This window comes from Candidatus Omnitrophota bacterium (assembly GCA_040755155.1).
In the GTDB taxonomy this organism is placed as follows: Bacteria; Hinthialibacterota; Hinthialibacteria; order Hinthialibacterales; family Hinthialibacteraceae; genus JBFMBP01.
In genome coordinates this window covers 53,052-78,043 of sequence record JBFMBP010000143.1, presented here as the reverse complement: position 1 = coordinate 78,043, position 24,992 = coordinate 53,052, and the positions used below count along the sequence as shown (strand labels likewise).

The following is a 24,992-nucleotide window of genomic DNA, read 5'->3' as shown; positions in this document are numbered from 1 at the left end:
ACTCCAAGGCGGCCATGAAAAACAAATCCATTTACGTATGCTCCGCCTGCGGAGGCAGCCAAAGCAAATGGTTCGGCCGCTGTCCTCTCTGCGGCGAATGGAATACCGCCGCGGAAGAGCTATCCCGCCCGCCCACTCTCCGCGAGGAAACCCTGGGCAAGGAAAAAACCTCCAGCAAACCCCAAGTTTTGCGCGACGTATCATCCACCGAAAGCCAGAGGTACAGTTCCGGCTTCGCCGAGGCGAATCGCGTGTTAGGCGGCGGAGTTCTTCCCGGATCGGCCATTCTTCTCGGCGGCGAACCGGGCATCGGCAAGTCTACTCTCCTATTGCAAATCGCCGACCGCATCGCTTCCGAATACGGCGGCGTACTTTACATCAGCGGCGAAGAATCCCCCTCTCAAATCAAACTGCGCGCCGAGCGTATCGCTTCCCTGCCCCCCGAATTGTACGTCAAATCGGAAAACCGCGTGGAGGAGATGATAGCGGATATAAGATCGATGCGCCCGTTTTTGGCCATCGTGGATTCCATACAAACCACAATGTGGTCGGAACTATCTTCCGCGCCCGGCAGCGTCGGCCAGGTACGCGATTGCACCGCTCTTCTCGTACAATTGGCTAAAGAGACGAACACGGCTATTATTCTAGTCGGACATGTGACGAAGGAAGGAAATATCGCCGGACCGCGAATGATGGAGCATTTGGTGGATGTCGTCCTTTATTTCGAGGGCGACCGCCATCATCATTACCGCCTGTTGCGCGGCGCCAAGAACCGCTTCGGCGCCACCCACGAAATCGGCGTCTTTGAGATGACCGGATCGGGCTTGATCGAAGTCGTCAATCCCGCCGGCGCTTTCGCGGGGGCGAGCGGGGAGCGGCCGCCGGGTTCGGCCGTTACTGTCGCTATGGAAGGCGCCCGTCCGCTGCTTATCGAAGTCCAAGCCCTTGCGGCGCCTTATCATGGCTACGGCTTTCCCCGCCGCGCCGTGAGCGGCGTCGATGCCAACCGCCTGGCCATGATCCTCGCCGTTCTGGAAAAACGCTTGCAAATCCCGCTGGGGCAAAGGGACATTTTCGTAAACGTAACCGGCGGCATCACCATTGACGAACCGGCGGGCGATCTGGGCATCGCCATAGCGATTCTTTCGAGTTTTTTTGACATTTCCCTTCCTTCGCAATACATTCTATATGGAGAGATTGGCTTATCCGGCGAATTGCGCCCCGTTCGCGGCGCCTGGCAGCGGATTCTCGAAGCCCGGCAATTGGGGTATAATTACGGAATGATTCCCGAAGGCAACGGGCGCGAGCTGACGCGGCAAGGAATCGCGTTGGAAGGAATTCGCCAAGTTAAAGCCGTGGAACAGGCGAAAGAAGCCTTCTTTCCTTCTTTATAGAGCCGCTTATGATCGCCAATGGCCGTCTAACATGAAACCGCGATACGTCGACCGTCCTGAAAACGATACTCCCTTCTTGCGGGTTGTCCGCTTGATGTTCATCATCATTGTAACCTTCATGGTTCATCAATGGGCGCTGCATCATCCCTACATCCGCGATTTCGACCGTTATATTTACGTTTGCTGCGGCGCCATGGCCGCCATTATCATCGTCATCATCGAAAGCCAGATCCGTCACGCCTACCCCCAGGAATTGTTGATCGGCCTCTTCGGCCTGGTATGCGGCCTTTCCACCTCCGTTTTGATTCAATACGTCATTCCGGAAAATCAACCTCATTACAATACGGATATGACGCGCTTTTCTCTGCATCTTTTTCTAGGCTATTTCGGCATTACCATCGGATTGCGCAACGCTCACCGTCTTAATTTCAAATCTCTCCTCGCCCATACCGAAGACCGGTTGTACGGCGCCAAAATTCTCGATACCAGCGTCCTTATCGACGGACGCATTACCGAAATTTCCGAAGCGGGATTTTTGGAAGGATTGATCGTCATCCCCTCCTTCGTCGTCAACGAACTCCAGACGCTTTCCGATTCCGAGGATTATTTCAAGCGATCCAAGGGACGGAGGGGGCTGGACATCTCCAAACGTCTGCAAAATTCCGTCGGCTGCGAAGTGGAGATATTGGAAGAGGATTTTCCCAATCTGGCCGGCGTGGATAAAAAATTGCTCGCCCTTTCCAAAAAGTACGAGGGAACGCTGATCACCATGGATTTCAACCTCAGCAAGGTGGCGCAGATTGAGGGAATCCAGGTCATGAATATCAACCAGCTCGCCCAATCTCTGAAAACCGCAGTCCTCCCCGGCGAAGAAATTCAAATTCATATCATCCGCGAAGGCAAAGAAGCCAATCAGGGCGTCGGCTATCTTGACGATGGAACCATGGTTGTTGTGGAAAATGGAAGAAAATATATGGGAAAAACCGTGGACGTCAGCGCCGCGTCCGTTCTGCAAACCTCAGCGGGGCGGATGATTTTCGCCAAACCGATCGAGGATATGCCGCAAAGCAAAACCGCCTAGGGATTTACTTTTCCATAAATTCCATTAACGTAAATAGCTTTCTTATTCTCATATTCCATCCTTTGAAGATGGAATCTCGCATTCCATCGTAAGCGGGACGAATTAGTAGTTTGTTGGACTTCCATGTTTTTATAAATTGAATGCAATGAATGGACCCCATCCCGAAAATCGAATCCCTCAAAACGAAAATCCTTTCGTTTCCATCGTGATTTTGAACTATAACGGAAAACAATTCATCAAACGCTGTCTGGAAACCGTTTTATCCGATCCTTACGAACCCAAGGAAATTCTCCTGGTGGATAACGCCTCGACGGACGATTCTCTGGATATCGCCCGTCAGATGCAGGATTGCATCACCATCGTCGAAAATCCCAAAAACTACGGCTTCCCCAAAGGATGCAACCTGGGCGTGAAAGTAGCGCGAGGCGAGATCATCGTTCTGCTCAACGTCGATACGGCCGTACGCCGCGATTGGTTGATTGAGTTGATCCGCCCCTTCAAGGAAAGCGGCGGCGTGGGCGTTACTGGTTCGAAGCTGCTTTTTCTGGATGGGAAAAACATCCAGTTCGCTGGCGGCGGAATGCGTCCCAACGGCTTAACGTATCACGAAGGCTACGCATTGCCTGATACGGGGGAATACGATTTTCCCCGCGAAGTGGAATACATCACCGGCGCCTCGTTGGCCATCCGGCGCGATCTTCTGGAACGGGCGGGAGGATTGGACGAAGGCTTCCCGCTTTACTACGAGGATTTGGATATCTGCCGCCGCATTCACGATATGGGCTATCGGATTCTCTATCAACCCAGTTCCGTCGTCCTGCACTACGAAACTTTCGGCACTAAGAAGCAAAGCCAAAAATATTATTACAAATACCACCGGGGACGCCTTCGCTTCATCTTCAAACATTTCGGCCTGCGCTATTTTCTCTTCGTTTTTCTCCCCGCCGAATATCAATGGATCAAGCGCTGCGGCTTTTTGAAACAATTCATCCCCTTGTTGCGGGCTTATTCTACGCAGGCGATAAAAGCGCCTTATTTCTGGACCATTGGGTTCATCCGCCGCCGCTTTTGGCTGCCCCGAAAAACGACGAAATAATCCTTCTTTTCCCTCTTTTCTTGTTGCGCCTATTCCTCTCTTCACGCTATTCTCTTTTTATGATTCCTTTATTCGATTTTTACGCCTTCACGACGATGGATGGATTAATATGAGTCATTCGCCTTTCTACGATTGGATCGATCATCGATTGGCGGCGGAGCGCCAGCTCGTCGAAATTGCCCGCATCACAGGATTGGGCCAAGGGCGTATGCTCGAATTCGGCTGCGGGGACGGCGCTTATCTGGCCTATTTTCAAAGCCGCGGTTGGGAATGTTTGGGCGTTGCGGACGATCCCGATTGCGCCAAGGCAGCGTTCGACGAATATCAAGTCCTCATGATAACCGGCCATCCAGCGGAGGCAGGCATCCCGCGCTCGTCTTACGACTTGATTCGCATTCGCGGCCTTTTGTCTTATGACGAGCATCCTGAAAAAACCTTGCAGGCCGCCTTCGCCGCCGCCGCGCCGACGGGATACTTGATCGCGGAAATATGGAATGGAAGCGGATGGCCCGTCCTTCCCGCCTCCTGCGCCGTTAAGCGCACGTTCAACCGAGAATCCTTCTCCGCTATAATAGCCCAGTCGGGTTTCGAACCGGGCGGCGTCATCGCGCCGGAAATGGGCGATCCCGTTTGGGCGCCCTATAAAGCGAATAGCGGCGGCCAGCCGTTTATTCTTAAGAAATGGATAGACAAAATACAAGGCTTTTTCGATCGCGGTTCTTTGCTTATCCTATTCGCTCAAAAGCCGCCTGCAACTTAAGGATTTCCGTTTTATTATTTTCGGCGTTATCGCCGATCGAGGTGTTTGCCGTTGCGTCAAGACGAACTTGCTCCTTTATGGGATAAACTGAACGGCGTCATCGAGAGGACGTCCCGTTTCGCCGTCGCCAGCCATATCCGGCCCGACGGAGACGCGGTAGGTTCTTCTCTCGCCTTAGTCCGCATTCTCAAGCGTCTGGGCAAAGACGTTTGGTGGGTAATGGATGAGGATCCAGGCGCTATGTTTACGCCCTTCTATTCGCCGGAGGAATTGAAAATCAACAGCAAAGAAAAAATCGATTTTTCCAGCCGGGAAGCAATCGTCATCGTGGACGCGGGCGAATGGAAAAGATTAGGCAAGTTGGGCGCCGAATTGGCGCAAACGCCCACGGAAAAAATTTGCATCGATCATCATCCGCCTTATCACAGTTTCGAAGGCCTTTCCATCGTGGACGATCGCGCCTCTTCGACGACAATGCTCCTGCGCCGTTTTCTGCGCCATTTGAACAAACGATTGACGCTGGATATCGCGGAGCCGATCTACCTTGGCCTTATCGTAGACACTCAGAATTTTCATCTCAACAATACCACGGAAGAAGCGCACGCCATCGCCGCCGAATGTCTTCGCTTGGGAGTCAATCCGGAAAAAGTTCACGAGCCGGTGTTCGGCACCACGCGATTTTCCCGCCTGCGGCTGATGTCCGAAGCCTATCGAACCATCGAGGTTTACATGGACGGCAAGGTAGGTTCCATGTACACCACCTTGTCGATGTTCGAACGCGCCAACGCCGACTGGTGGGAAGACGACGGCTTCTGCGACATGGTGCGCACCATCGAGGGGGTTCGCATCGGGATTTATTTGCGCGAGGAGCCGGAGGGAAAAGTCAAAGTCAGTTGGCGTTCCCGCGACGGCGCCGACATCGCCGTCTCCGCCCGCCTATTTGGAGGCGGCGGCCACGCCCGCGCCGCCGGGGCCAGAATCAAAGGCTCCATCGAGGAAGTACTCCAGCTGGTGCTGGATAACATAAAAGAACGCTGCCGGAAAGGAGAGATCGATTGGGAGTAAGCGGCGAATCGCGATGTGAAATCGATAAAAACAACCGACTTATTTTGATGGATTTGCATTCTACGAAAAATTCGATTACCGGCTACGTTGCGCCGAAAGGATAAGACAATGAGTTTTCTCGAAAAACATTCCATACAAAACCAACAAGACGCCATTCAATTTCTAAAAAGCAATATTCGGATCAAAGCCGCTTTCGAAAATGTGATCGAACACGCCGAAGGCGAAAAAACCCCCATCAAAACCATTCAAGAGATTCTCAACGCCATCAAGGAAATCCAAGAGTACTTCGCCAACGAATCGTCCTGGGAACTGGAATATTGGCTGGGCAAGGGATTTTCTTGGTGCGGCGAGCGCCATAGTTCCATCGCCCGCCTGGAAAACGCCTACCGTCTCTCCGAAGGCGTTTTGGACAACCATATCCCCCACGCCAAAAAACATAGTTCCGACGCCGTCGACCGCAACGACATCGCCTTCGAAATCGGCGAATCCTGCCTCAAAGTCGAACACGCCTCCTATATCGAAAAAGCCACCCATTATTTGGAAAACGTATTCAAGTACTGCCACGAATACCATCCCGCCATGGCCCTTTTAGCCGAATGCTATTTCCAAGTGGACCGTTTCATGGATGCGGCGGCGATTGCGGAAGAAGCCAATAAGCGTCTCAAACGCGATTCCCACTGGTCGAGCCAGATGAACAATCCCAAATTGCTATCCAACTTGATGTCCAAGTGTTACTCCCGCGAAGCGTTGAAAAACCGGGACAACGGCGAGATTTCCAAAGTGGTGGAAGTGTTGAAACTGGCGAAAAGCAAAGGCGTCATCAAACCCATCGACGAACAACTCCTGCGCAGGCTAATGCAGCAGGAAAACATCCTCGTCAGGGAAAAAGCCCACTTGGACGAAATTCTGCTCAGCAAACCCGTCATTCTGACTATTCGCCGCGAATTGAAAAATAAGTTCGCCGATATCACTTTCGATTTTGAGGCGATCAAGCAGGAAGTGCAAAGAAGATTGTGCTGTTCTCAAGAGGCCGCCGCGTCCACGGCGCCGATGGAAGAACAGGAGAATACTCATGAAGATGAAACCAACAACACCCCCTCCAGCGAATCGGTCGAAGCCGTCGGTTCTTAAGGAACTGAGAGTTATTCCCGGCGTCGGCGAACGCATCGCCGAAGTTCTATGGAATCTGGGAATACGGTCCGTCGCCGGCCTGAGGGACGAGAATCCGGAAGCGCTTTACGAGAGATTTTGCCAATTGTTGGGCAGGAAAGCGGATCGTTGTTTGTTGTACGTATTCCGTTGCGCCGTAAATTTCGCTTCCCATGAAGATTGCGATCCAGAACTTCTCAAATGGTGGAACTGGAAAGACGGCGTTGCCGGAATGACAAAAAAATCACAAAAAGCGAAAGTTACTTGTACTTGAGGTAATAGTAAGGCGCTCTCGGCTTCATCATGACGCCCGATACGGTCTTTGCGGCGATGCGGACGATTTCATCCCAAGGCGCCTGTTGCGTATCGAGGATAAACGGTTTGGCCGTCATGGGATATACGTCGAACATATTGGCTTCTTGTTTATAAACGGTGAGATTTTTAGCATTGTAAAACGTTAATTCCACCAGCAGCGTTTGATGGCCGTACAGCGTCCGGTTGATGAGATAGCCTCGCATATACCGATGCCGCTCGATCCAAAAAAGTTGGAGTTGTGGAACCATTTCCAAATGTCCCGCTTCGGCGGGCGGCTTCGATTGGAACGCGATGCGGCGATCGTTTAAAGTTATGTAACCAGTCGGTGAAGCGATGATTTCGCCGTTTGCAGGAAAAAGAAGATCCACCCCTTTTTCCCATTTTTTAATTTCCCAGCCGGGCATGATGTCCGTATAACCGTAACGATCGATAACGAATCGTTTATCTTGTTCGCGGATGTAATTTCCAATGAAAATTTCTCCCGCAAAAAGCGTAAATCGATCCGCCGCCGCCGGACGGACGCCGGTTATCGTCCATAATGCCAGTAGAAAATACACGAGAAGCGTTTTTTTCATTATCTAGCGAGCCTCTTGCAAAACTATATTATTCCTCCCCCAAGCTTGGGGGAGGTTAGGAGGGGATTGAGATAAGTCTAAAAAAATCAACCCCCCTCTAACTCCCCCCAAGCTTGGGGGGAGAATTGAAAAGAAAATTATACTATTTTTGCAAGAACCTCTAGCAACAGCGACGTAAATAGCGGTTTCAAAGTTTGCCGCATGGCTTTAGTATAGTGCGATAGTCCGTCATTCGCCGGAGACATTGATACCCATATTCTCGTTTGATAAGCGGAAGGTCTTGAGTAGAATCGTTGCCGTCTATTCTTTCCAATGGGAATGGATTTATACTATTATTTTATGAATCGAAGTCAATTGTATTTTCTTTTACTGCTTCTGACGGCGGCGATAGGGAAGCCTTGCGGCGCCGATCCCGTAAAATCCGCCGTTTTTCTTATTCAAAACAAAGGAGGCGGAATTATTGGCGTCTCTTTTACTCCTGGCGCTAAGACTATGGAACCGAAAATCGTGCGTCCGCCGGAAGAAACTTATTCCCTTCCCGCCATCGTCGATCTGGAAACGCTGGATGCAGGCGGCTTTCAATTGGCTGTCAACGGCGCCGTAATTCCCATCGGAAACGTAAAACTACCCTATTCGTTTTGGCCGCTTTTGGGTGAGAGTAAAAAATTCGCCCTTACTCCTAACGGCGGCGGGGGATGGTTTATCTCTAAAAATCATATGGTCAGCCGAGGCGACCGCCCCGCCTTGATTTTCCCAACTTTCGACGAAAAACGAACGTTATCCGGCGTCAAATACGACGCTCGCGGGAAACGGCTCGCCATACTATTCGAAGACGGCGGCGCGGTTCTCTGTTCGAATAGCGACTATATGCTATTCGATCGTTTGCAGTTGACGAATGACGCCGCCCTCGATATCGAGTTTTATCAAGACGGATTTTACGTCCTGACAAGAAAAAGCAAGGTCTATTATCTAACGAACAAAGAAGCCGTCCTTTCACCGGATGCTCCGGATTTGGGTGAAGGGTTGGCTTGTGACTTGGAACTTTCGCCCTTTGGCAAGGGGTATTATATCCTTAGCGTTTTCGGCGATATTCACGCCTGCGGGGGCGCACCCGCCGTAGAGACCGCACCGTTGGGCATCGATGCGGCGATCGATTTGGAATGGATTCCCGGCGACAAAATTCCCCGCTGGTATCCTCCAGGCTGGAATACGGAAGTCGGATTTCAAACGCCTTTCATCTCCTTAGATCCCGAAGGCCCGCCGAAAAACATCTCGCTCTTCATTCGCGAGGCGGAAAATTTATCGTGGTTCTTTGCGGAAATCCGTTACGATCCCAAGATCGTCAAGATCAGCCTGGAAAGCATACGCAACGGCTCGTGGTGGCAGAATTCCGCCGACGACGCCCAAGTGCACGCTTCATTCGATACTCCCGGAAGTCTGACGTTGCAGAGCAGCGCGCCATTTCCCCTTTATGAAGGCCCAAGCGGCGGCGGAGAGTTGCTGCGTTTCTCCATCTCCCCCGCTGGAAATATATCTCCATCTACGGCCTCACTGGAATTAGCCAATTTCTTTTTCCGCGCCGCCTCGCCTGGCAATCCCGTCCAGCAACCAGCTAAAATCGCCGCGCCTTCTTGTTTAATCCGTCTGGCGCCGGTTCAGCCCAAATTGAATTTGGTTTGGATCGCAGACGGAATGGAGAAAAATCCGGCGCAATACGCCGTAAAGCCAGGCGACGCGATTCGCGTCGATATCGCCGTGGAGGATGGCGGACGTCTATGCAACGTTCTTTTCGATTTTCATTTTTCGAAAGAAATACTCGCCTTTCTCGGCATGACGATCGGCGGCGCTTGGAGCCGGGAGATATCCGTAATCCCCCAATTCGGCCTTCCTTTCCAAGCCAACGCGGAAGGGGGTCTCATGCGTCAAAAAATTTCCGCCGCTCTGCCTGGCGCTTGCATGGACGAAAAAGACGCATTAGTCAGCCTCTTCTTTGTCGCCCAAAAATATGGAGAAGCAAAGGTTCAATTAACCTCTATGGAAGCCCAAGGCCATAGGGGAGAAAATCTCGAATTGATTATAGTTAATCGCGAATTGCCGTTTTCCTGCCGTTAAAAACACGCAATTATTTTTTATAATCCATCCTATACTACCCAAAAATAATCCTAGAATAATTGTAGGTTTATCATATTAAATTTAATATTATCAGAAAGTTATATCGTAGAATATTTTCTAATGCCTTGTAGAGTCTAATAAAAAACAATCCCCCAAAAAATATTTTAAAAATCTCTTGACAGCAAATTGAATTAATGTTATATTTGATTATTACAATAAGTCATTGGAGAAACGCCATGAAATTTTTTATCGATGGGAAAAGTGGCGTCCCCATATACCGGCAAATCATCGAACAAGTGAAATTCGCTATTGGCCGCGGCGATTTGCAACGGGGCGATCAGCTCCCGACGGTCCGTCAACTCGCCGTCGATCTTTCGATCAATTTGAATACCGTCATTCGCGCATACCGCGAATTGGAGATCGAAGGAATGCTCGACACGCAGCAAGGTTCAGGGACTTTCGTCAGCGATCGCCGACCCGATATCGACCGGCTTGAGCGCCAGCGAATGATGGACCAGATTTTGACCGATATGTTGGCGCGCGCCTCGTCATATGGATTTACGCTTGAGGATTTATACGAAGAACTGCATCAACGAAAGGAGAAAGAAAAATGAGCGGCATATCGAAGTTATCGAATCCATGCAAAGAGAGCCAGTCATTTTCCCCGGAAAAATTTGCCATTACTTTGCGAGCGGATTTCCGCTTTTCTCCACTAAACGTTTTTTTGTTGGTGGCGATCTTTTTTGCCGGTCTTATTACTCATCTTTCCATTCACGAGTTTTCCGTGGATGCCGTGCTATTGAGCTTGGGATCGGCGCTGGTCTTGGGGATTCTATTCCGGATAAGCCAAGTGTGGGAAGCTGTCGTGATTCTCTCTACAGCGGATTGCCTGACTACTTATTTGCTATTGCGTCCCGATAGCGAGACGCTTTTGACTACGATTTTTATTGCCTCGCTGGCAGCCCCCGCCATCCAAATCGTCTACCAATGGGAGCGAGCGGTTCTATTGCGTTTTGGCCGATTTAAAGGGATTCGCAAACCTGGCGTGTTCATTATGACTCCGATCATCGATAAGGTGGCGCAATTCGTCGATCAACGGATTCGCGTTACGGATTTCAGCGCCGAAACCACGTTGACATCGGATACGGTGCCCGTAAGCGTTGACGCTATCGCTTTCTGGATCGTTTGGGATGCGGAAAAGTCGGTGCTGGAAGTGGAACGTTTCGAGGATGCAGTCATTCTCTCGGCCCAAACCGCTTTGCGAAACGCCATCGGCAGAAACGATTTGTCCGTGCTGCTTTCCGAACGCGATCGTCTGGGCCAGGAAATCCAGAAAACGCTTGACGAGAAAACCAGCGCTTGGGGCATCACCACTCAGGCGGTGGAAATCCGCGATATTATCATCCCCAAAGGACTCGAGGACGCCATGTCGCGCCAAGCCCAGGCGGAACGCGAACGGCAAAGCCGGATCATATTAGGAACGGCGGAGACGGAAATCGCCGAGAAATTCGCGCGCGCCTCCGAACATTACCGCGATAATCCCGTCGCGCTCCACTTGCGCGCTATGAACATGGTTTACGAAGGTCTAAGACAAAAAGGTTCGATGATTATCGTGCCTTCCTCCGCCGTAGAGACGATGGGATTGGGAGCGCTTGGCGGGCTGACGGCTTTCGGCCAAGAGTTTTCTCAAAGCCGGAAAGATGTCCCAAAAGCAGCAAGCGAGCCAAACGATACTACATGCGCGTCTCCTAATGAAAATGCGTAATAAAGAGCAACAAGAGAAAGGCATAAATCATGAATCTTATACAGCGTATTGTTCGGCAGAGCCAAAAAGAATATTCCGCTTCAGCGCGGCTGCTCATTATGGCTTGCGGATCGACGATCTTCGTCTTCGGCATCCCTGCCTTTCTTTTTTGGCTTTCGAAAGCGGGAGGAGATCGCTGGCGGTTTAGTGCGCCTGCATGGGCGTCCTCTATTGGACTGGTTGTAACCGCCGCCGGTTTGTTTCTTGCCCTATGGACCGCTTGGAAGCAATTTCGCTTCGCGCGCGGAACTCCTATTCCCATCATGGCCACGAAATTATTATTAATGGAAAAGCCGTATTCCTTTTGCCGCAATCCGATGGCTTTAGGAACGATACTGGCCTATTTTGGCGTATCCTTTCTCGCTGCATCGTACGCCTCCATGCTATGCGTTTCTCTTTTCACTATATTCCTGGCTGCCTATATCAAACTAGTAGAAGAAAAAGAGATGGCGTTGCGATTTGGGGACGAGTATTTGCAGTATAAACGGAACACGCCCTTTCTCGTCCCTCGTTTTTTAATTTTTTGGAAAAAATATGGCGTTTCATAGGCATTGGCATCAAGCGATATTCGATAACGATTCGCTTCTGGGAACCGGTTTGGATCGTATAAAACCATGAGGCGCCGGCAAAGGAAGCCAACGTTTCGCCTAGCCGCCATTTACCTTGACGGAAGGAAGGCTATGATAGAAAGATAAGAATTAGCCGTTTCGATCGCGAAGGAGCATAGCGCGTGGCGTCGCCGCAGAGTTCGAATACACCCAAGCATCATTTAAAATGCGTCGTTTGCGGAAGCAGCTTCGGCGCAGAATACGATCCGTCGTTGAAAGCCTATCCCGTCTATCACCCCAAATCCTTCGGCGCGAAATACGAAAAGTGCGAAGCCAATTTTTTCCGAACTCTGCTGCGGCTTTATCTTTTTATCATCCATTCGGGACAAAGCCTGCCCGCCAATCAAATCCTCACTGCCTTCGATTGGCGCAATGACGTATCCATGAACAAGGAGATGATTTGCTGGTGCCTGGGGCGGGGATTATTATCCGTCGACAATTTTAACCGCATTGAAATTCCACTCTCTCTCAAACAGGAATTGAAAGATTTCTTCCGGATGATTGCCGCCGAAGGGCCGGACGCCATTCCGGAGTATATCGACGATCTCAAACGGCAGTTGCGGATGAACTATCACAACCTCCGTCCCGTCCCGCCGGATCAAATGCCATTCAAGATGGGAGATTTGAGGCTGGGCGAAACCACTCTCTTCGACAAAATCGACACCTCCAAAGTCCAATTGCGCCGGGAAAAACGAGCAGGCCAGACAGAAGACCGCTCATCCAGCCGCCACCGCACGAACCAGCGTTAAGAGAATCAATCGCTTCCTCATGGCTGGCTTCTAATCGCATGAACGCAATTATTTTCCCTGAATAGCCTCTATATCCCAAATGATATCGAAATTCGGAAAGTAGAAATCCTGCGGCAAGCCGTTCGCCGCGTCGGAAACGGGCAGTGAGGGATTCGTATGCCTACCGCCGTAAGCGTCAATGAGAACGAAACGGCTGCCAGGAAACGCCGCCATGCCTCTCAACAAAGGCGTCTGTTCCCAAATGGCGCCCAAGGGGATTTGCGCCAGGTATTTCGACGTAGGATGAACAAAACCAAAACCATCGAGGATATACCAGCCATTGCCGTCCGGCGCCGGTTCCAAATCTCGGGCGATATCGTAGCCGAACCAAGGCAATTCGCTATGATCAAAGCGCTCGACGCTTGTATGTACGCATCCATAGCCATCCAATAGATAAAAGGCGTATCCCTCATCCGTATTTCGAATCTCCAGATTGCGGGCGATATCGAATCCAAAATAGGGCAGATTATTGGGAATGGGGAGATCGGGCGACGACGTATGAATGCCGCCGTAACCGTCCAGCATATACCATCCCCGGCCCTGTGGATCGGGTTCGATGTCCCGCACAATATCGAATGGCGCTAAATAAGGCAATACGGGCGGACGTATATCGGGGTTGCTGCCGTGAATTCCTCCATAGCCGTCGAGTACGAACCATCCGGGAATAGGCGTCAGCGTGGGCGTCGGCGTATTGATTATAATTTTATGCTGGACGGTAGGGATTGGCTCAGCGTACCGCCGCAGATAAATATTTCCCTGCGCGTTGGCGTAAACGACGATGACTTTCCCATCCGCGTCCAATATGGCGTCTTGCTGTCCGCCCAGATCGACGCCGTTTCCGGATGCGGCTCCTTTGCCCGCAGGTTGCCAACGCTGTCCGTCGAACTGCTTGGCGTAGAGCGCGCCGCTATCGTCGTCATGCCAGATCACTACAGGATAATCGCCGGAAACGTTGACGATCACTGCCGAGGAGCTATTGGATTCGCTGAGTTGATCCCGCTTGGCAGCGGGATTTTCCCATCCCCGCCAACGCGCTTTGTCGTATCGCTGGCAATAGATGCGTCCCCCATCAACGTAGGCGACGATCGGCTGTCCTTCGCCATCCAACGCTAGGGCGCGCGGAGAGAGGCATCCCATCTCTTCCGCCAAACCGAGTCCTTCGGCGGAACCATCCAAACCCACCCAGGCGGCAGTATTCCACATTTTCAAAAAGATCGCCCGGCTATCCGCGGTAACCTGCTCCCACAAGGCGTAAACCCGCCAATCCCGCGTTACTTGCAGCTGAGGCAAATCAGCTGCTCCCGTACAATCGGCGATACCGCTTTTGAAGGCAGAGCCAGGATTAAAATCCGGCCAATATTGCCCGTCAAATTTACGCAGACGGATGTTCGTTTTCTCAATACATTCAGGATAATAGGAGGTATGATTAAACAATATCAGGGGCGAATGATCGGGCAAAAACGCCAGATCGGCAAAAAAACAATTCCCATCATTTTCTCCTCTTCCAGAATTGTCCCATACAACCCAATTTCGACCATCGAATTTATGCAATTGACTTTTCCCATTAGAGGCTGACATGACCACCTTATTGTCTTTAGGATCCTTCGTAATGCGGTTGACTCGAATGTACATATATAAATGTTTTTCCTCTTTCAAACTGGTTCCCATATCTTGCCAAGTTTTTCCATCCCATTGGATGAAATAGGTATGAGGTATATCGAATAGCTCACTCCATCCTACCACTGGACCTCCATCCCCATTCAATCCTAGCGCTAAAGGACCATAGGGAGTCGATCCAGGTCCCAAACCAGCGCCTTTCGCCGAATCGGAACTGAATTCCGTCCAAGTCAGGGAACGGGAGGGTATAACAGTCGGCGTGGGCGACAAGGTGGGAGTGACTGTCGGAGTTAGAGTCGGCGTTTGGGTGGGAATCGGCGTCTGAGTGCGTGTAGGTTCTCCCGGTTGGGGAGTGGGTTCGAAAAGAATATCGCCAACATACCATACAAATATTCTTCCATAATCATCGATACTCGCCAATCGTTTGCCATCCGGCGAAAAGATCGCTTCGGTGATTTGGGATAATGTCAAAAAACTCCAAACAGGGGAATTTCTATCGGATTTCCAATTCCAAATTTCCACCCATGCCGAAGTACTTCCGCCATTATTGCCAATAGCAATGTAATCCCCATCAGGCGAAAATGATATGGATGTAACTCTTATATTTTTTTGTTTTGTCCATGTTTTTAAACATTCGCCATTTTCCGAATTCCAAATTGATATGTATGTTTTTGAATTATCATAGTCGGCTTCTGACAGATAAGCGCTTGTAACGAGAAATCGGTCGTCACGGCTGATATCGTAAAGAGTATTAATCCATTGTCCATTTCCCCATTGTCCATTTCCCAAATTAAGAATTTTTTCTCCAGAGTACAAATCATTGATTTGTAATCCATTAGGATATCCTGCTAAAATCCATTGCATTGAATTCGAAATTTTTGACATATTTACAGTTTCGGGAACGTCGTATGTCTGAATGAGTTGCCCCCATTTCACATCCCAAAGGCGCTTATTGGCGACAATCCAGGCATCATGTTGGGAAAAATCGCAATCAAATACCCGATAGCCGTTCCACATCGCTACTGTTTCTTCGCCTGTTAGATAATTCCAAATCCGCAAGTAATAATCCGCGCCTCCCGTCGCTACATATTTTCCGTCATGAGAAAAAACAGCGCAGTAAACTGTTCCGCCATGACGATCGAAGGATTTTATCTTTTTACCCGTTTGCGCATCCCAAACCATAACAGAATTATCAGCGGCCGCTGAAATAATCTTTTCCCCATCCGATGAAAAATCGATTCGCGGCTTGAATGCGTCTATATAATAGGCATAGGTCCGGAAAAATTGCGCATGTCCGCCAAGACGTCCAATTTCTTGCCAGGATTCCACATCTATGATTCGGCATGTCGTATCGTAGCTTCCCGTAATGATGCGGCGTCCGTCAGGAGAAAAGGAAGCGGAGTATATAAAATGAGGATGACAAATCACCCTACTTATTAATTCGCCTGTTTTGCTGTTTCTTAACGCTATTTGACCATTAATTCCTTTAAAGAATCCATATTTTTCTAGCGATACGTACGAATTATCCGTATTCAAAAGATAACGTCCATCAGGAGAGAAGACCACGCTTCCTCTTTTGGGCGCCATAACATAAAAACTGCCGTAATTATAACCCTCCGAATAAATCGTTGCTCCCGTTTTTCGATTCAATAGATAGATCACCTGATTCCCAATCAGAGCGGCGATTTGTTCGCCATCCGGCGAATAAGCCAAACCGTGGACATAATCCTTTCTTTCCGTCAAGTATTCCCCGCTTTGTTTTCGGGTAATAACATTCCAGCGCTGGATGCTTCCTCCCTGGCCTCCGGTTAGAAATTCGTTGCCTTCCGGCGCAATGGCCAGACTCGTTATGCCTTCGGGAAGCCCCTCGAACGTACAAATCAAATCCTTACTCTCGGCATCCCACAATTTCACGCTTTTATCCAGGCTCCCGGTCAGGAACCAATTCCCATCCGGCGAGAGGGCGGCGCATATGATTTCCGCTTGATGTCCGGTCAGGATTTGCTTTTCGAGTCCTGTTACCGCATCCCATATTTTGATGGTTTTATCGGCGTTGACGGTAATCAATTCTTCACCGTCGCGGCTAAAGACGACATCGTTGACTTTAGCCGTATGATGGATGAGTTGATAAACGAGTTCGGGCTGGTCGTTTTCCACATTCCAGAGAAAAGCCCCCTCGTTGCTGGCGACGGCGACGAATCGCCTATCAGGCGAATAAACCGCTCGGTTCACCACTCCCATCCCCATAATGGCGATGGGTTCGCGCGCTGGAACATCTGGATTGATAAGTACCTGCGTAGCCGTAAGCTCTTCGTTTGGAGTTTCGGTAGGCGTCTCCGCGAGTACAACGGCGAAGGATTCTCCCAACGATGCGTTCAGGTTGAAGCCGATACTCATCGACGCCAATAAAATCAATAATAAGCTTGTTCTATGGGAGACAATCATGATGCAACCCCTCTTTCCCCAAACCAATAGCAGGGTAGATTTCAATTAACGATAAGTCTCGGATATATCATGCAAGAATAACGCAAGATTGAAATAACGTCAACAAATTCGAACATAATTTATAATTAATATTATTTTAGCAATTAATGGATAAATTAAATAAAAATTCTTTACGCTAACGGGACGGCGTCAGACGATTCCAGTTTAGAAAGTTCCGATTAGTTCGGCGGGTTCTTTGGAGGCGTCTTGCAGGATGGCTTCGAATTGCCGGGGATCGAAAAACGAATCCGGTTGTTGTTGCAGGTAGGAGAAAAAAACGTCGATGGATTCGCCCGTTTCGAGATTCCTTTGCTGCAATTGAATGGGCAAAAGGCTCTCGCGCAAGGTCCAGATGCGGATGCGTTCGGAAGACTTTTCGGGAGCAAGATCGAAGATGCGCAGATCGTTCGAAACGCCCTCGACGCGGGAGGGAACGGGGCGAAGATCGGCTTTATGGCCAGTAACGGTTCGAATGACCGTTTCCAGTGAAAAGGTCTCGGCGGAATTGAGCAACTTGACGACGTGAACGGCGCTATCGTCCGCCTCGGCTTCGCGGCGTTGGAGGATATCGTAGGTTTTTTGGATGCCCCGTTTGTCGGCGAAAACGATTTGATGGCCGCATCCCACTCGGACTTTGCCGCCTTCGCCCATCCATATTTCAAATTGCATGGCTTTTACGGACGTCATTTCCTTCGCATAGACGATGGCGTGAACAAAAGGGATGGATTTAAATTGCTTCGTCACTTCGGCCCACGATGGATTGCTGTTGCCGAATAAGAAAGAATGAAGCGTCATCACGAATATCAGAATCAGCGCCAACGGCCACGCTAACTTCAAGCTATGAAGCCAAATGTTCCAACGGTTCTCTTCCTTTCGCCGATTTGTGGATTGAATATACGGGTGGTTGGACAGATTGCCGCGAAACGCGCGGATGGCGTTTTCCATTCTCTCGTCGAGTTTTTCCGGAATCGGATCGTTCATCGTTTCGTCCAGAATCTTTTTCCATTCTTCCTCATTGGGATTTTGCGGAACCATCAGGAATAAACCTCGCGGAGAGAAATATTTTTATCGAGGAGAATGGAGCGCAGCTGCGACAATCCCTTGGATACGTGGGAGCGCGCCGTCTCTTCCTTGCAACCCAATACTTCGCCAATCGCCGAATAAGACTCATCTTCGAAAAGCCGAAGAAAAACGGCCTGCGCCTGTTGCAGAGACATGGAAGCGATCGCCTGTTGGATGGCGTTGACGATTTCGGCGGCGTAACCCGGCCTATGACCGGCGGGCGCGGCGACGGAAACGCCCTCTAACAAAGGAACTTCGTTGCGCGTATGGCGCGCGCGTTGGCGCAAGAGATCGTGCGCCGACGTTACGCAGATGCTGAGAATATAAGCTTGGGGATTGGGATGATGGTCGATGCGCTCCAAGTAGTTCCAGATTTTGAACAGCGCATCCTGAAAAGCGTCGGCTGCGTCGTCGGGATTCTGCACAATGCGATAGATGCAGGATTTCATGCGCTGCTTGATGGGATCGATATGATCCAGATAAATCGCCTCGGCGGCATTCAACGTCTTTTCACTCCAACGGAAGCCCGTCCGGGAAAAACCCGGACGGGCGATCTTTCGGCCTGACGATTATTTTACATACGATCCGTTGAGGGCGAAACCGCCAATCGGCTTGCAGGTTTTCAAAGCCTTGGTCAGACTGGGAGGAACGTAATCGCTGTAAATTTCTTGAGCGGTATTTTCTCCAAGATTGAGTCCCTTTTCGATCTCGCCCTCTTTTTCGAACGGCTTCACATAAACTTCGCCGTAAAGAAGACGATCCTTAAGGATGCGCGATTTCAAGAGGATCAGGAGCGGATTCTCTTCGTTTTGATCCAGCAAAACAATGACGAGATTGCGCGCGCCATCGACGGCGGTTTCGTAATAGAAGCGCTTAATAACCGCCTTGCCATCTTCCGCCTCAAATTCGCCCTCGACCCAACCGTCGGAATCGACTTTGATCGTTGCATGAATTTCAAAATCGCTAATCTCGTCTTCCGTCAGAAGAACGGCTTTCCCTTTGCCTTGCCAGGTCAATGGCAATTCGACATCCTGAGCCAAAGCGGCCGGCCCCGCCGATAAAAGCAAAGCCGCAACCATCCACCAACCAATGCCTAAACGCGAGTAATTCATTCCTTAACCTCCAAGAAAAATTGTAATTTATACTTCAATAACGTCCTCTCATCGGTTATCGTGTAATTGAAAAAGTAATTTTTCGATTAAAAAACGCAACAAATATTTTTAAGAAAACATTCATTCTTCAAAAGGATTTATTCTTTTTCGTATTTTCTTTACAACAAAAACGCTTCTATAAGAAAATTAAACGCATCGTTCGAGACGAATGAAGATTCATGATTTGTTCAAACCGTAATGCTTGCCGAGAATTGGGAAAACATAGGCGCCATTGTCAATAAATCGCAAAACAAAATAACAAAAGGAGAGTCAACGATGAAAAGGTATTATTATTTCGCTCTTGGCTTCATTAGCTTATTGGCCATTCGGGCCGGCGCGGCGGACGAAACGTATTTCTTTTGGTATGGCAGCGTTCCCGATTCGGTCTCATGGGCGCCCTTCGATTGGGAAGGACAAGGACGTTCCAGCGGATTCGCGACGAGCGTTGCGGCGGGGGAATTTTTTAATCACACTCCGGATGCGGGAGACGACGAGCAACTCAACCGGTCGCTGACTTTCAGCCTTTCCGCTCAGGAAAATATCGGCGCGCATCATCCCACCGTCCTGCCGGGGGGAGTGGGAACGGTCAGTCTTTGGGTATATTACGATTTTTTCAGCGGGATGGCTGCGAGCAACTCGCTCAATACGATCTATCTTTCCGTCTCCCCAGGTTCGGATTTGGTTAAGGGAAACTACATCGGCGTCGAGATGACATTCAACAGCCAAAATTTCCGCCTCGTCTCCAGCGGCAATCCTGCCGGAGTAAACGGCCCCGCCATTAAGGAAGACGATTGGAATCATTTCGTCTTTGTCGATGACGGAACAAGTACCAAAATCATAATTAACGATGAAGAAACGAGCCTCAAATTGTCGTCCGGCGGCAACCTTTGGTATTTCAATCTGGCCGATGGCCGAATTAAAAGCGACGGTTCCATAATCAATGGCGGCTGCGTGGAAACGTGGTATATCGACGACATCGAATGTACGTCGTCCATCGAATCGGGCTTCAAATTCATCGATGCGCCGCTGACAGCGAACGCGGTAAACATCGACGGGGTTATCGAACCGGCGGAAATTGCGGGAGCCAATCATGTAACATGGAACGGAAGTTCGACGGAGCGGCCCGGCGTTCACGCGCAATTTTACGGACAATGGCGCCTGCCAACGCCGGAAGATTTAACGGCGACCGTTTACTTGCAAAACGACGGAAAGAAGTTATATATCAGCATCGACGTTATCGATGACGTTGTGGTCGTCGCCGACCGAGCTTACTGGTGGGAAGAGGACAGCACGGAGATTTATATCGATCATGACAACAGCCGCAGCACTAGCGACGCGCCCCAGATTTCCTTGCGCGCCGATAACGGCCTAGGCAATCAAGATGGTTACGCGGATTGGCTGACGATTCGTTCGAAGATAAAAGCCGACAAGAGCGGATGGCAAGTGGAGGCGGAGGTGGATATGGCCGCCCGCGGATTGGAACAAGATCAAACCTACGGATTCGATATCTCCATCAACGACTCGGACGGCGAAAACGAGCCGGGATATCAGGGCGCTCAGGAATGGTTGTATGCGAGCTACGAATTTGCGTACAGCAACGAAACGTATTGGGGAAATATCCGTCTTCTCAGCGTAAAATCTCCGGTTTCGCCGTGGGATGTTTTCGATTAAAATAGAGTTGAATCCATTCGCTTGCTTTTGGAAAGGTCATAACGATGTTGAGAAAAGGTTTTACGTTGATTGAGCTGTTAATCGTCGTCGCCATTATAGGAATTTTGGCGGCGATCGCCGTACCGAATTTTCTCAACGCCCAGATACGCGCCAAAGTCTCGCGGGTATTCAGCGATATCCGCACCATCGCCCAGGCGCATGAGATGTACAACATCGACAACAACACCTACCCGCCCGAATCGGAAGACGACATTTTCACGGGGAGGCGCGTCCGTTCGTCCTGCGGCCTATTCTTTTTGACTTCGCCCGTGTCCTATCTCAGCAGCGTGCCTCACGATCCGTTCCAAGAAAGAATCAAAGGCTTAAACGGCCAGGAATTCGAAGCCGCTTACGAGACGGGCGTTTATGAAAAATCGAGAAAAATTATCGCCTATAATATCTTCTCCCGCGGCCCCGACCGCAGCGAAAACGGCCTTTATTCCGCCACGCCTTTCTTCGGCATCCAACGCAATAACGGTTACGGCAATACCTATAAGCCTTCAAACGGCATTTCGAGCAACGGCGATATTTTCTGGTATGGCGGCGATTCCAGCGTCGTTAGAAACCTGATGGTGGACGGGAAAATTTATAACGGAAGCTTCCCGCCTAACTTCTGACGGGGGGACGGGGGGACTTTAGGACTTGGAGACTCAGTCTCACAGTCTCAAAGTCTCACTGTCCCCCAGTCTCACAAGGGTGGGCTACGCTTCGCTTTTAGCCCACCCTACTTTATTTTGATGGGTCAAACAACGCGACCCATCCTACGTTTCTATTCGAATACTCGCCAATCGTCGATGGCCGTCCCGCCGGGGGGAGTCGGCGTGGGAGTTGGATCGATCTCTTCCAGGAACAATACGGGGCCTTTATTGGCAAAGATTTCTGTTTTGGTTCTACCCTGCATCACTTCCACGAAAAATTTATAGGATTTACCGAACTGCGGCCCTAGCGGTCCATCCTGGAAATACGGTTCCAGATTCTTCGATTTCGGCTTCCAGAGATAGTAAGTATCTACGTCAGCACTTCTCGTCAATATTCGATAATCGCCGCCATCCACAGAAATATAAATATTATAAAATAATACGCCCTCGAATGGCGGAACGAAGCGCCATCGGATGCACAAGGCGCGGTTGTCCGCCGCGTCGAAATCTTGTTGGTTGCTGAGATCGATATCGCTTGTTTCGTCATCCGTAACAATCACCCTTCTAACGACGTCGCTTGGCGTAGACGTCGGAAGAGGGACGGGGGTTGGAGTCGCCGTTGCAAAGGCGTATTGCGTCGCTGTCGGCGTTGCTGTTGCAAAGGGGTATGGCGTCGGGGTATCTTCTTCCAACCATATTGGCGTTATCGTGGGCGTGGGCGTGCGCAAGGGCGTCGGCGTGGGATAGTCCGCCGATAAAAACAAAGGCATATAATCCTCTACGCGGTTAGTCGACGTTGTGAGAATCGTATAGGGGATTTTCGTATCGCCGATGCCATCCCCGTTTGTATCTTCTCCCGTATAATCGTCCCAATAATTGCCCCCTTGATATGGTCCGCCCGTGCGGCTCCCGGCTTCCTTTTTCTCGGATAGATTCCAAAGCACGTTCGTTCCGTAAGCCTGGGCGTTCACTCCTCCTGAGGCGGCGTTGGCGATCCAGTTGTTGTAGATCAGAGCATTTTTCATCTTGGTCTTATCGTCGTTACTATAACCGATTTCAATACCCATTCGGCTATTGTCGCGGATGGTGTTGCCGAAAATCTGGACGTCTTCCGACAAGCGCACAGTAACGCCCGTTTTATGGCGCGTAATCAAGTTGTCGATGGCAAGCATAGTTTTACTATTGATAATCGTTAAACCTGTACCTGCGTTATCGGCGAAGCTTTCGTTGAGTTCCACCTTTCCTTCTTGACAATATTCCATGTAGATATCCGTCGATGTTCCATTTTGAAAATAATTCCGGTTGATGAGTAAATCATTGCAGTAATAGGCATAAATCGCTTTTTCGGTTGCGTCATAAAACGAGTTGCTTGTTATATGGGAGTCGATGACTCCAAGCAATTGCGCACAACTTTTTATCAACAGATTGTTTTGAACTTGCAAAATTGGCGATCGATAAGAAATGCCGATGCTGCTCAAATCGACGGAACTGGCGTACAGGCCGTTGATGGGACAATTCTTGAACGTATTGCGCAAAATCTCTCCGGCGCAAGCGCTGAGGCGGAACGCCATTTGGCTGGCTCCGCCGAAATCCTCGAAATGATTCTCCGCCACTGCAATGTTTTGACACCGGGATAAAATCAAGCCGGTCGCATAAATGGTATCGGTTATCAACTGCCCCGGAAAAAGAACGCATCGAAATAGATTCTTCTCGCAGAATACGCTATTCGCATCCCAAATCGAAACATCGTTGCTATCGTTGGCGTCGAAGGTATTCCCCTTCAATGTCGCCGAATTCGTTTTCTGGATTTGTACATTTCCCCGATAAAAATAAGAATTCGTTAGCGACAAATCCAATGTCCCTGAACCCTCCGCCTGGACCTGCGAACAAGTAAACTTGCAATCGTCGAGCGCCGCATTCCCAGGCATTCGAAGTTGCAATTGGCCTCCGATCGGCTCCGGTCCGAATAGAGGTTCGCTTTCTTCCGGCCCCGTCCTCAGCGCATCGAACCATACGCCCCGAACCACCTCGCCGCTGGTTCCCGTCAACTCCTGATGAACGGTAAAATCGTTGGCGATGGAATGAAAATTCTCGATTTCCAACCGGTCGACAGTAATTTGGGACTGCAGAAGGTCCAATTCAGAGTTTTCGTCCAGCCGCAATTTCTTCGCTTCGATCGTTCCCCCGTAAAAACTTCCATTCAGTCTTAAATTCTCGCTTTGGCAATTCAAATAAACACTGGATTTGTTGGTCTGCCTTTCGTAGGGATTTCCCCACTGCGTCGATTTGAATTGGCATTTGATGAATTCCGAATAACTGTCAGGACCGATATTGATGGTCATTCCCGGTCCGTAAAAACCGGCGTTCTCGAATTTCGCATCGGAATCGATCGTCATATTGCATCCCGTGAAAAATCCACCGACGCCGCGAAAGGAAGGACTATTGGATACGCTGAATCGGCAATCTAGAATGGACATTCCCCCTTGAAATACCGGTTCGTTTATGAAAGGAAGAACATTGTTGAAACCAACTTGACACGACTTCAAATCGCCGCTGAACGCCATTTGCTGGATATTGGAAAAGGCAAACCGGCAGTTTTCCGCATACTGCTGGATTGGATCCAAATTCGTATCGTCCATGCGGAATTGCGCGTTGTCCGTATTGAAGACATTGAAATCAAGGTTATGGGGTTGGCATTTGATAATATAAAACTTTTGCGCTTCCAAACATTGAATGCGGCGCATATCTCCCGCCGATTGAACTTTCGCCGTCATCGAACATTCTCGAATCTCGACGCTGGATCGTCCGCGGATTTCCATGTTCGTAATAAAACGCAAATCCACGCCGTAACTGGCTTCGAAAAGTCCTCCCAAAATACTCATCATTTGTATGTAAACAAGACGGTCATTGCCTTCAGCCGTCATGCCGCCGTCATAAATCGTCAATCCGGAAATCACCGTCATTCCCGCCGGAAGCGCCGTCGATAATCCATCCCGCAAAGATCCGAACGTGGGGCGAATTTTGCCTTCGCCATCGGGCCGATCTATTACAGGGATGGTTCCCGTTGCGTGTTCGTAGGAGTCTTCGATATCGACGTCCGATCCATATTTTCGGTAAGTGAAATATTCAATAACCTTGTAAGCGACATCCTGAGAAAGATCGATGCTCGATAAATCCCTGTCTTCATAAACGTACTCGTATTTATTATCCGTCAGCGTACTAATAAGTTTTTCGTTCCGATAGAGTTCGTATTTTATGTGCTTCGTCGGTCCGTAATTGTTATAAACCCAATCCGGACGCTGCGTATTCCATTTCAAATAAGCGTAATCGTTCTGGGCGTATTGAACGATTCCCTGCGCCCATCCCATCCGCCCCCAAAACGCGCAAACGATGAAAAAAGAAACGAATAAAACGCGATACAGGCTTTTCGTCATGGAGATACTCCTTTGGTTGCCAACCCGTGAATGTTATATAATTTTACACATAATGATACAATGTATTAAATCATAGGCCAATTGGGGATAATTATTTTCAATTTCCCTGCTTTGTCCAGATTCCAAACGATATTTTTCACAAAATATTA

20 protein-coding genes are annotated in these 24,992 nt (G+C 49.7%); 14 read left to right on the top strand and 6 right to left on the bottom strand.

Annotated features, from left to right (window positions below):
• The first annotated feature begins 14 nt into the window (after nucleotides 1-14).
• The 7 genes from radA to AB1656_21790 all read left to right on the top strand — a co-directional run bounded on the left by radA (nucleotide 15) and on the right by AB1656_21790 (nucleotide 6,819).
• Nucleotides 15-1,394 (top strand): DNA repair protein RadA, encoded by a 1,380-nt coding sequence (gene radA / locus AB1656_21820; protein ID MEW6238036.1) that lies wholly within the window; start codon nucleotides 15-17, stop codon nucleotides 1,392-1,394.
• Between the two features lie 31 nt (nucleotides 1,395-1,425).
• Nucleotides 1,426-2,475 (top strand): PIN domain-containing protein, encoded by a 1,050-nt coding sequence (locus tag AB1656_21815; protein MEW6238035.1) that lies wholly within the window; start codon nucleotides 1,426-1,428, stop codon nucleotides 2,473-2,475.
• A gap of 145 nt (nucleotides 2,476-2,620) precedes the next feature.
• Entirely contained in the window at nucleotides 2,621-3,571 is a 951-nt protein-coding gene (locus AB1656_21810; GenBank protein ID MEW6238034.1) for a glycosyltransferase family 2 protein, read from the top strand.
• A gap of 109 nt (nucleotides 3,572-3,680) precedes the next feature.
• The gene (locus AB1656_21805; protein ID MEW6238033.1) at nucleotides 3,681-4,331 is read left to right on the top strand and encodes a methyltransferase domain-containing protein; all 651 of its coding nucleotides are present in this window, start codon (nucleotides 3,681-3,683) and stop codon (nucleotides 4,329-4,331) included.
• Between the two features lie 51 nt (nucleotides 4,332-4,382).
• A complete protein-coding gene (locus tag AB1656_21800; protein ID MEW6238032.1) occupies nucleotides 4,383-5,396 on the top strand; it encodes a DHH family phosphoesterase in 1,014 nt (337 codons plus the stop codon).
• Nucleotides 5,397-5,504: 108 nt separating this feature from the next.
• Entirely contained in the window at nucleotides 5,505-6,527 is a 1,023-nt protein-coding gene (locus AB1656_21795) for a hypothetical protein (GenBank protein MEW6238031.1), read from the top strand.
• Nucleotides 6,469-6,819, top strand: a complete 351-nt coding sequence (locus AB1656_21790; protein ID MEW6238030.1) for a helix-hairpin-helix domain-containing protein — start codon at nucleotides 6,469-6,471, stop codon at nucleotides 6,817-6,819. The genes AB1656_21795 and AB1656_21790 overlap by 59 nt, the downstream gene beginning before the upstream one ends.
• Here the strand turns inward: AB1656_21790 and AB1656_21785 are convergent.
• Nucleotides 6,806-7,435 (bottom strand): hypothetical protein, encoded by a 630-nt coding sequence (locus AB1656_21785; GenBank protein ID MEW6238029.1) that lies wholly within the window; start codon nucleotides 7,433-7,435, stop codon nucleotides 6,806-6,808. The two genes, AB1656_21790 and AB1656_21785, sit on opposite strands and share 14 nt — an antisense overlap.
• A 339-nt stretch (nucleotides 7,436-7,774) precedes the next feature.
• Between AB1656_21785 and AB1656_21780 the strand changes: the two genes are divergently transcribed.
• From AB1656_21780 to AB1656_21760, 5 genes are all read left to right on the top strand, one after another.
• Nucleotides 7,775-9,547 carry a hypothetical protein gene (locus AB1656_21780; protein ID MEW6238028.1) on the top strand — a complete coding sequence of 591 codons (1,773 nt, stop codon included), beginning with the start codon at nucleotides 7,775-7,777 and terminating at the stop codon, nucleotides 9,545-9,547.
• 236 nt (nucleotides 9,548-9,783) lie between these two features.
• Nucleotides 9,784-10,161 carry a GntR family transcriptional regulator gene (locus tag AB1656_21775; GenBank protein MEW6238027.1) on the top strand — a complete coding sequence of 126 codons (378 nt, stop codon included), beginning with the start codon at nucleotides 9,784-9,786 and terminating at the stop codon, nucleotides 10,159-10,161.
• The gene (locus AB1656_21770; protein ID MEW6238026.1) at nucleotides 10,158-11,312 is read left to right on the top strand and encodes a slipin family protein; all 1,155 of its coding nucleotides are present in this window, start codon (nucleotides 10,158-10,160) and stop codon (nucleotides 11,310-11,312) included. The genes AB1656_21775 and AB1656_21770 overlap by 4 nt, the downstream gene beginning before the upstream one ends.
• Before the next feature lie 29 nt (nucleotides 11,313-11,341).
• Complete coding sequence (locus AB1656_21765; GenBank protein MEW6238025.1) at nucleotides 11,342-11,899, top strand: isoprenylcysteine carboxylmethyltransferase family protein; 558 nt, start codon at nucleotides 11,342-11,344, stop codon at nucleotides 11,897-11,899.
• Between the two features lie 182 nt (nucleotides 11,900-12,081).
• A complete protein-coding gene (locus tag AB1656_21760; GenBank protein ID MEW6238024.1) occupies nucleotides 12,082-12,708 on the top strand; it encodes a hypothetical protein in 627 nt (208 codons plus the stop codon).
• Nucleotides 12,709-12,756: 48 nt separating this feature from the next.
• On the opposite strand, the gene AB1656_21755 is transcribed toward AB1656_21760, so the two are convergent.
• The 4 genes from AB1656_21755 to AB1656_21740 form a co-directional block, all read right to left on the bottom strand.
• The gene (locus AB1656_21755) at nucleotides 12,757-16,809 is read right to left on the bottom strand and encodes a WD40 repeat domain-containing protein (protein MEW6238023.1); all 4,053 of its coding nucleotides are present in this window, start codon (nucleotides 16,807-16,809) and stop codon (nucleotides 12,757-12,759) included.
• Between the two features lie 204 nt (nucleotides 16,810-17,013).
• Nucleotides 17,014-17,883: a hypothetical protein gene (locus AB1656_21750; GenBank protein ID MEW6238022.1), complete on the bottom strand. Its 870-nt coding sequence runs from the start codon at nucleotides 17,881-17,883 to the stop codon at nucleotides 17,014-17,016.
• A complete protein-coding gene (locus AB1656_21745; protein MEW6238021.1) occupies nucleotides 17,883-18,413 on the bottom strand; it encodes a sigma-70 family RNA polymerase sigma factor in 531 nt (176 codons plus the stop codon). Before AB1656_21745 ends, AB1656_21750 begins: the two co-directional genes overlap by 1 nt.
• Before the next feature lie 66 nt (nucleotides 18,414-18,479).
• Nucleotides 18,480-19,022 (bottom strand): hypothetical protein, encoded by a 543-nt coding sequence (locus AB1656_21740; protein ID MEW6238020.1) that lies wholly within the window; start codon nucleotides 19,020-19,022, stop codon nucleotides 18,480-18,482.
• Between the two features lie 315 nt (nucleotides 19,023-19,337).
• On the opposite strand from AB1656_21740, the gene AB1656_21735 reads away from it, so the two are divergent.
• Nucleotides 19,338-20,732, top strand: coding sequence for a sugar-binding protein (locus tag AB1656_21735; GenBank protein ID MEW6238019.1), 1,395 nt, complete (start codon nucleotides 19,338-19,340; stop codon nucleotides 20,730-20,732).
• Nucleotides 20,733-20,776: 44 nt separating this feature from the next.
• The gene (locus tag AB1656_21730) at nucleotides 20,777-21,388 is read left to right on the top strand and encodes a prepilin-type N-terminal cleavage/methylation domain-containing protein (GenBank protein MEW6238018.1); all 612 of its coding nucleotides are present in this window, start codon (nucleotides 20,777-20,779) and stop codon (nucleotides 21,386-21,388) included.
• 152 nt (nucleotides 21,389-21,540) lie between these two features.
• Here the strand turns inward: AB1656_21730 and AB1656_21725 are convergent, their stop codons facing one another.
• Nucleotides 21,541-24,843, bottom strand: coding sequence for a right-handed parallel beta-helix repeat-containing protein (locus tag AB1656_21725; protein ID MEW6238017.1), 3,303 nt, complete (start codon nucleotides 24,841-24,843; stop codon nucleotides 21,541-21,543).
• Nucleotides 24,844-24,992: the final 149 nt, after the last annotated feature.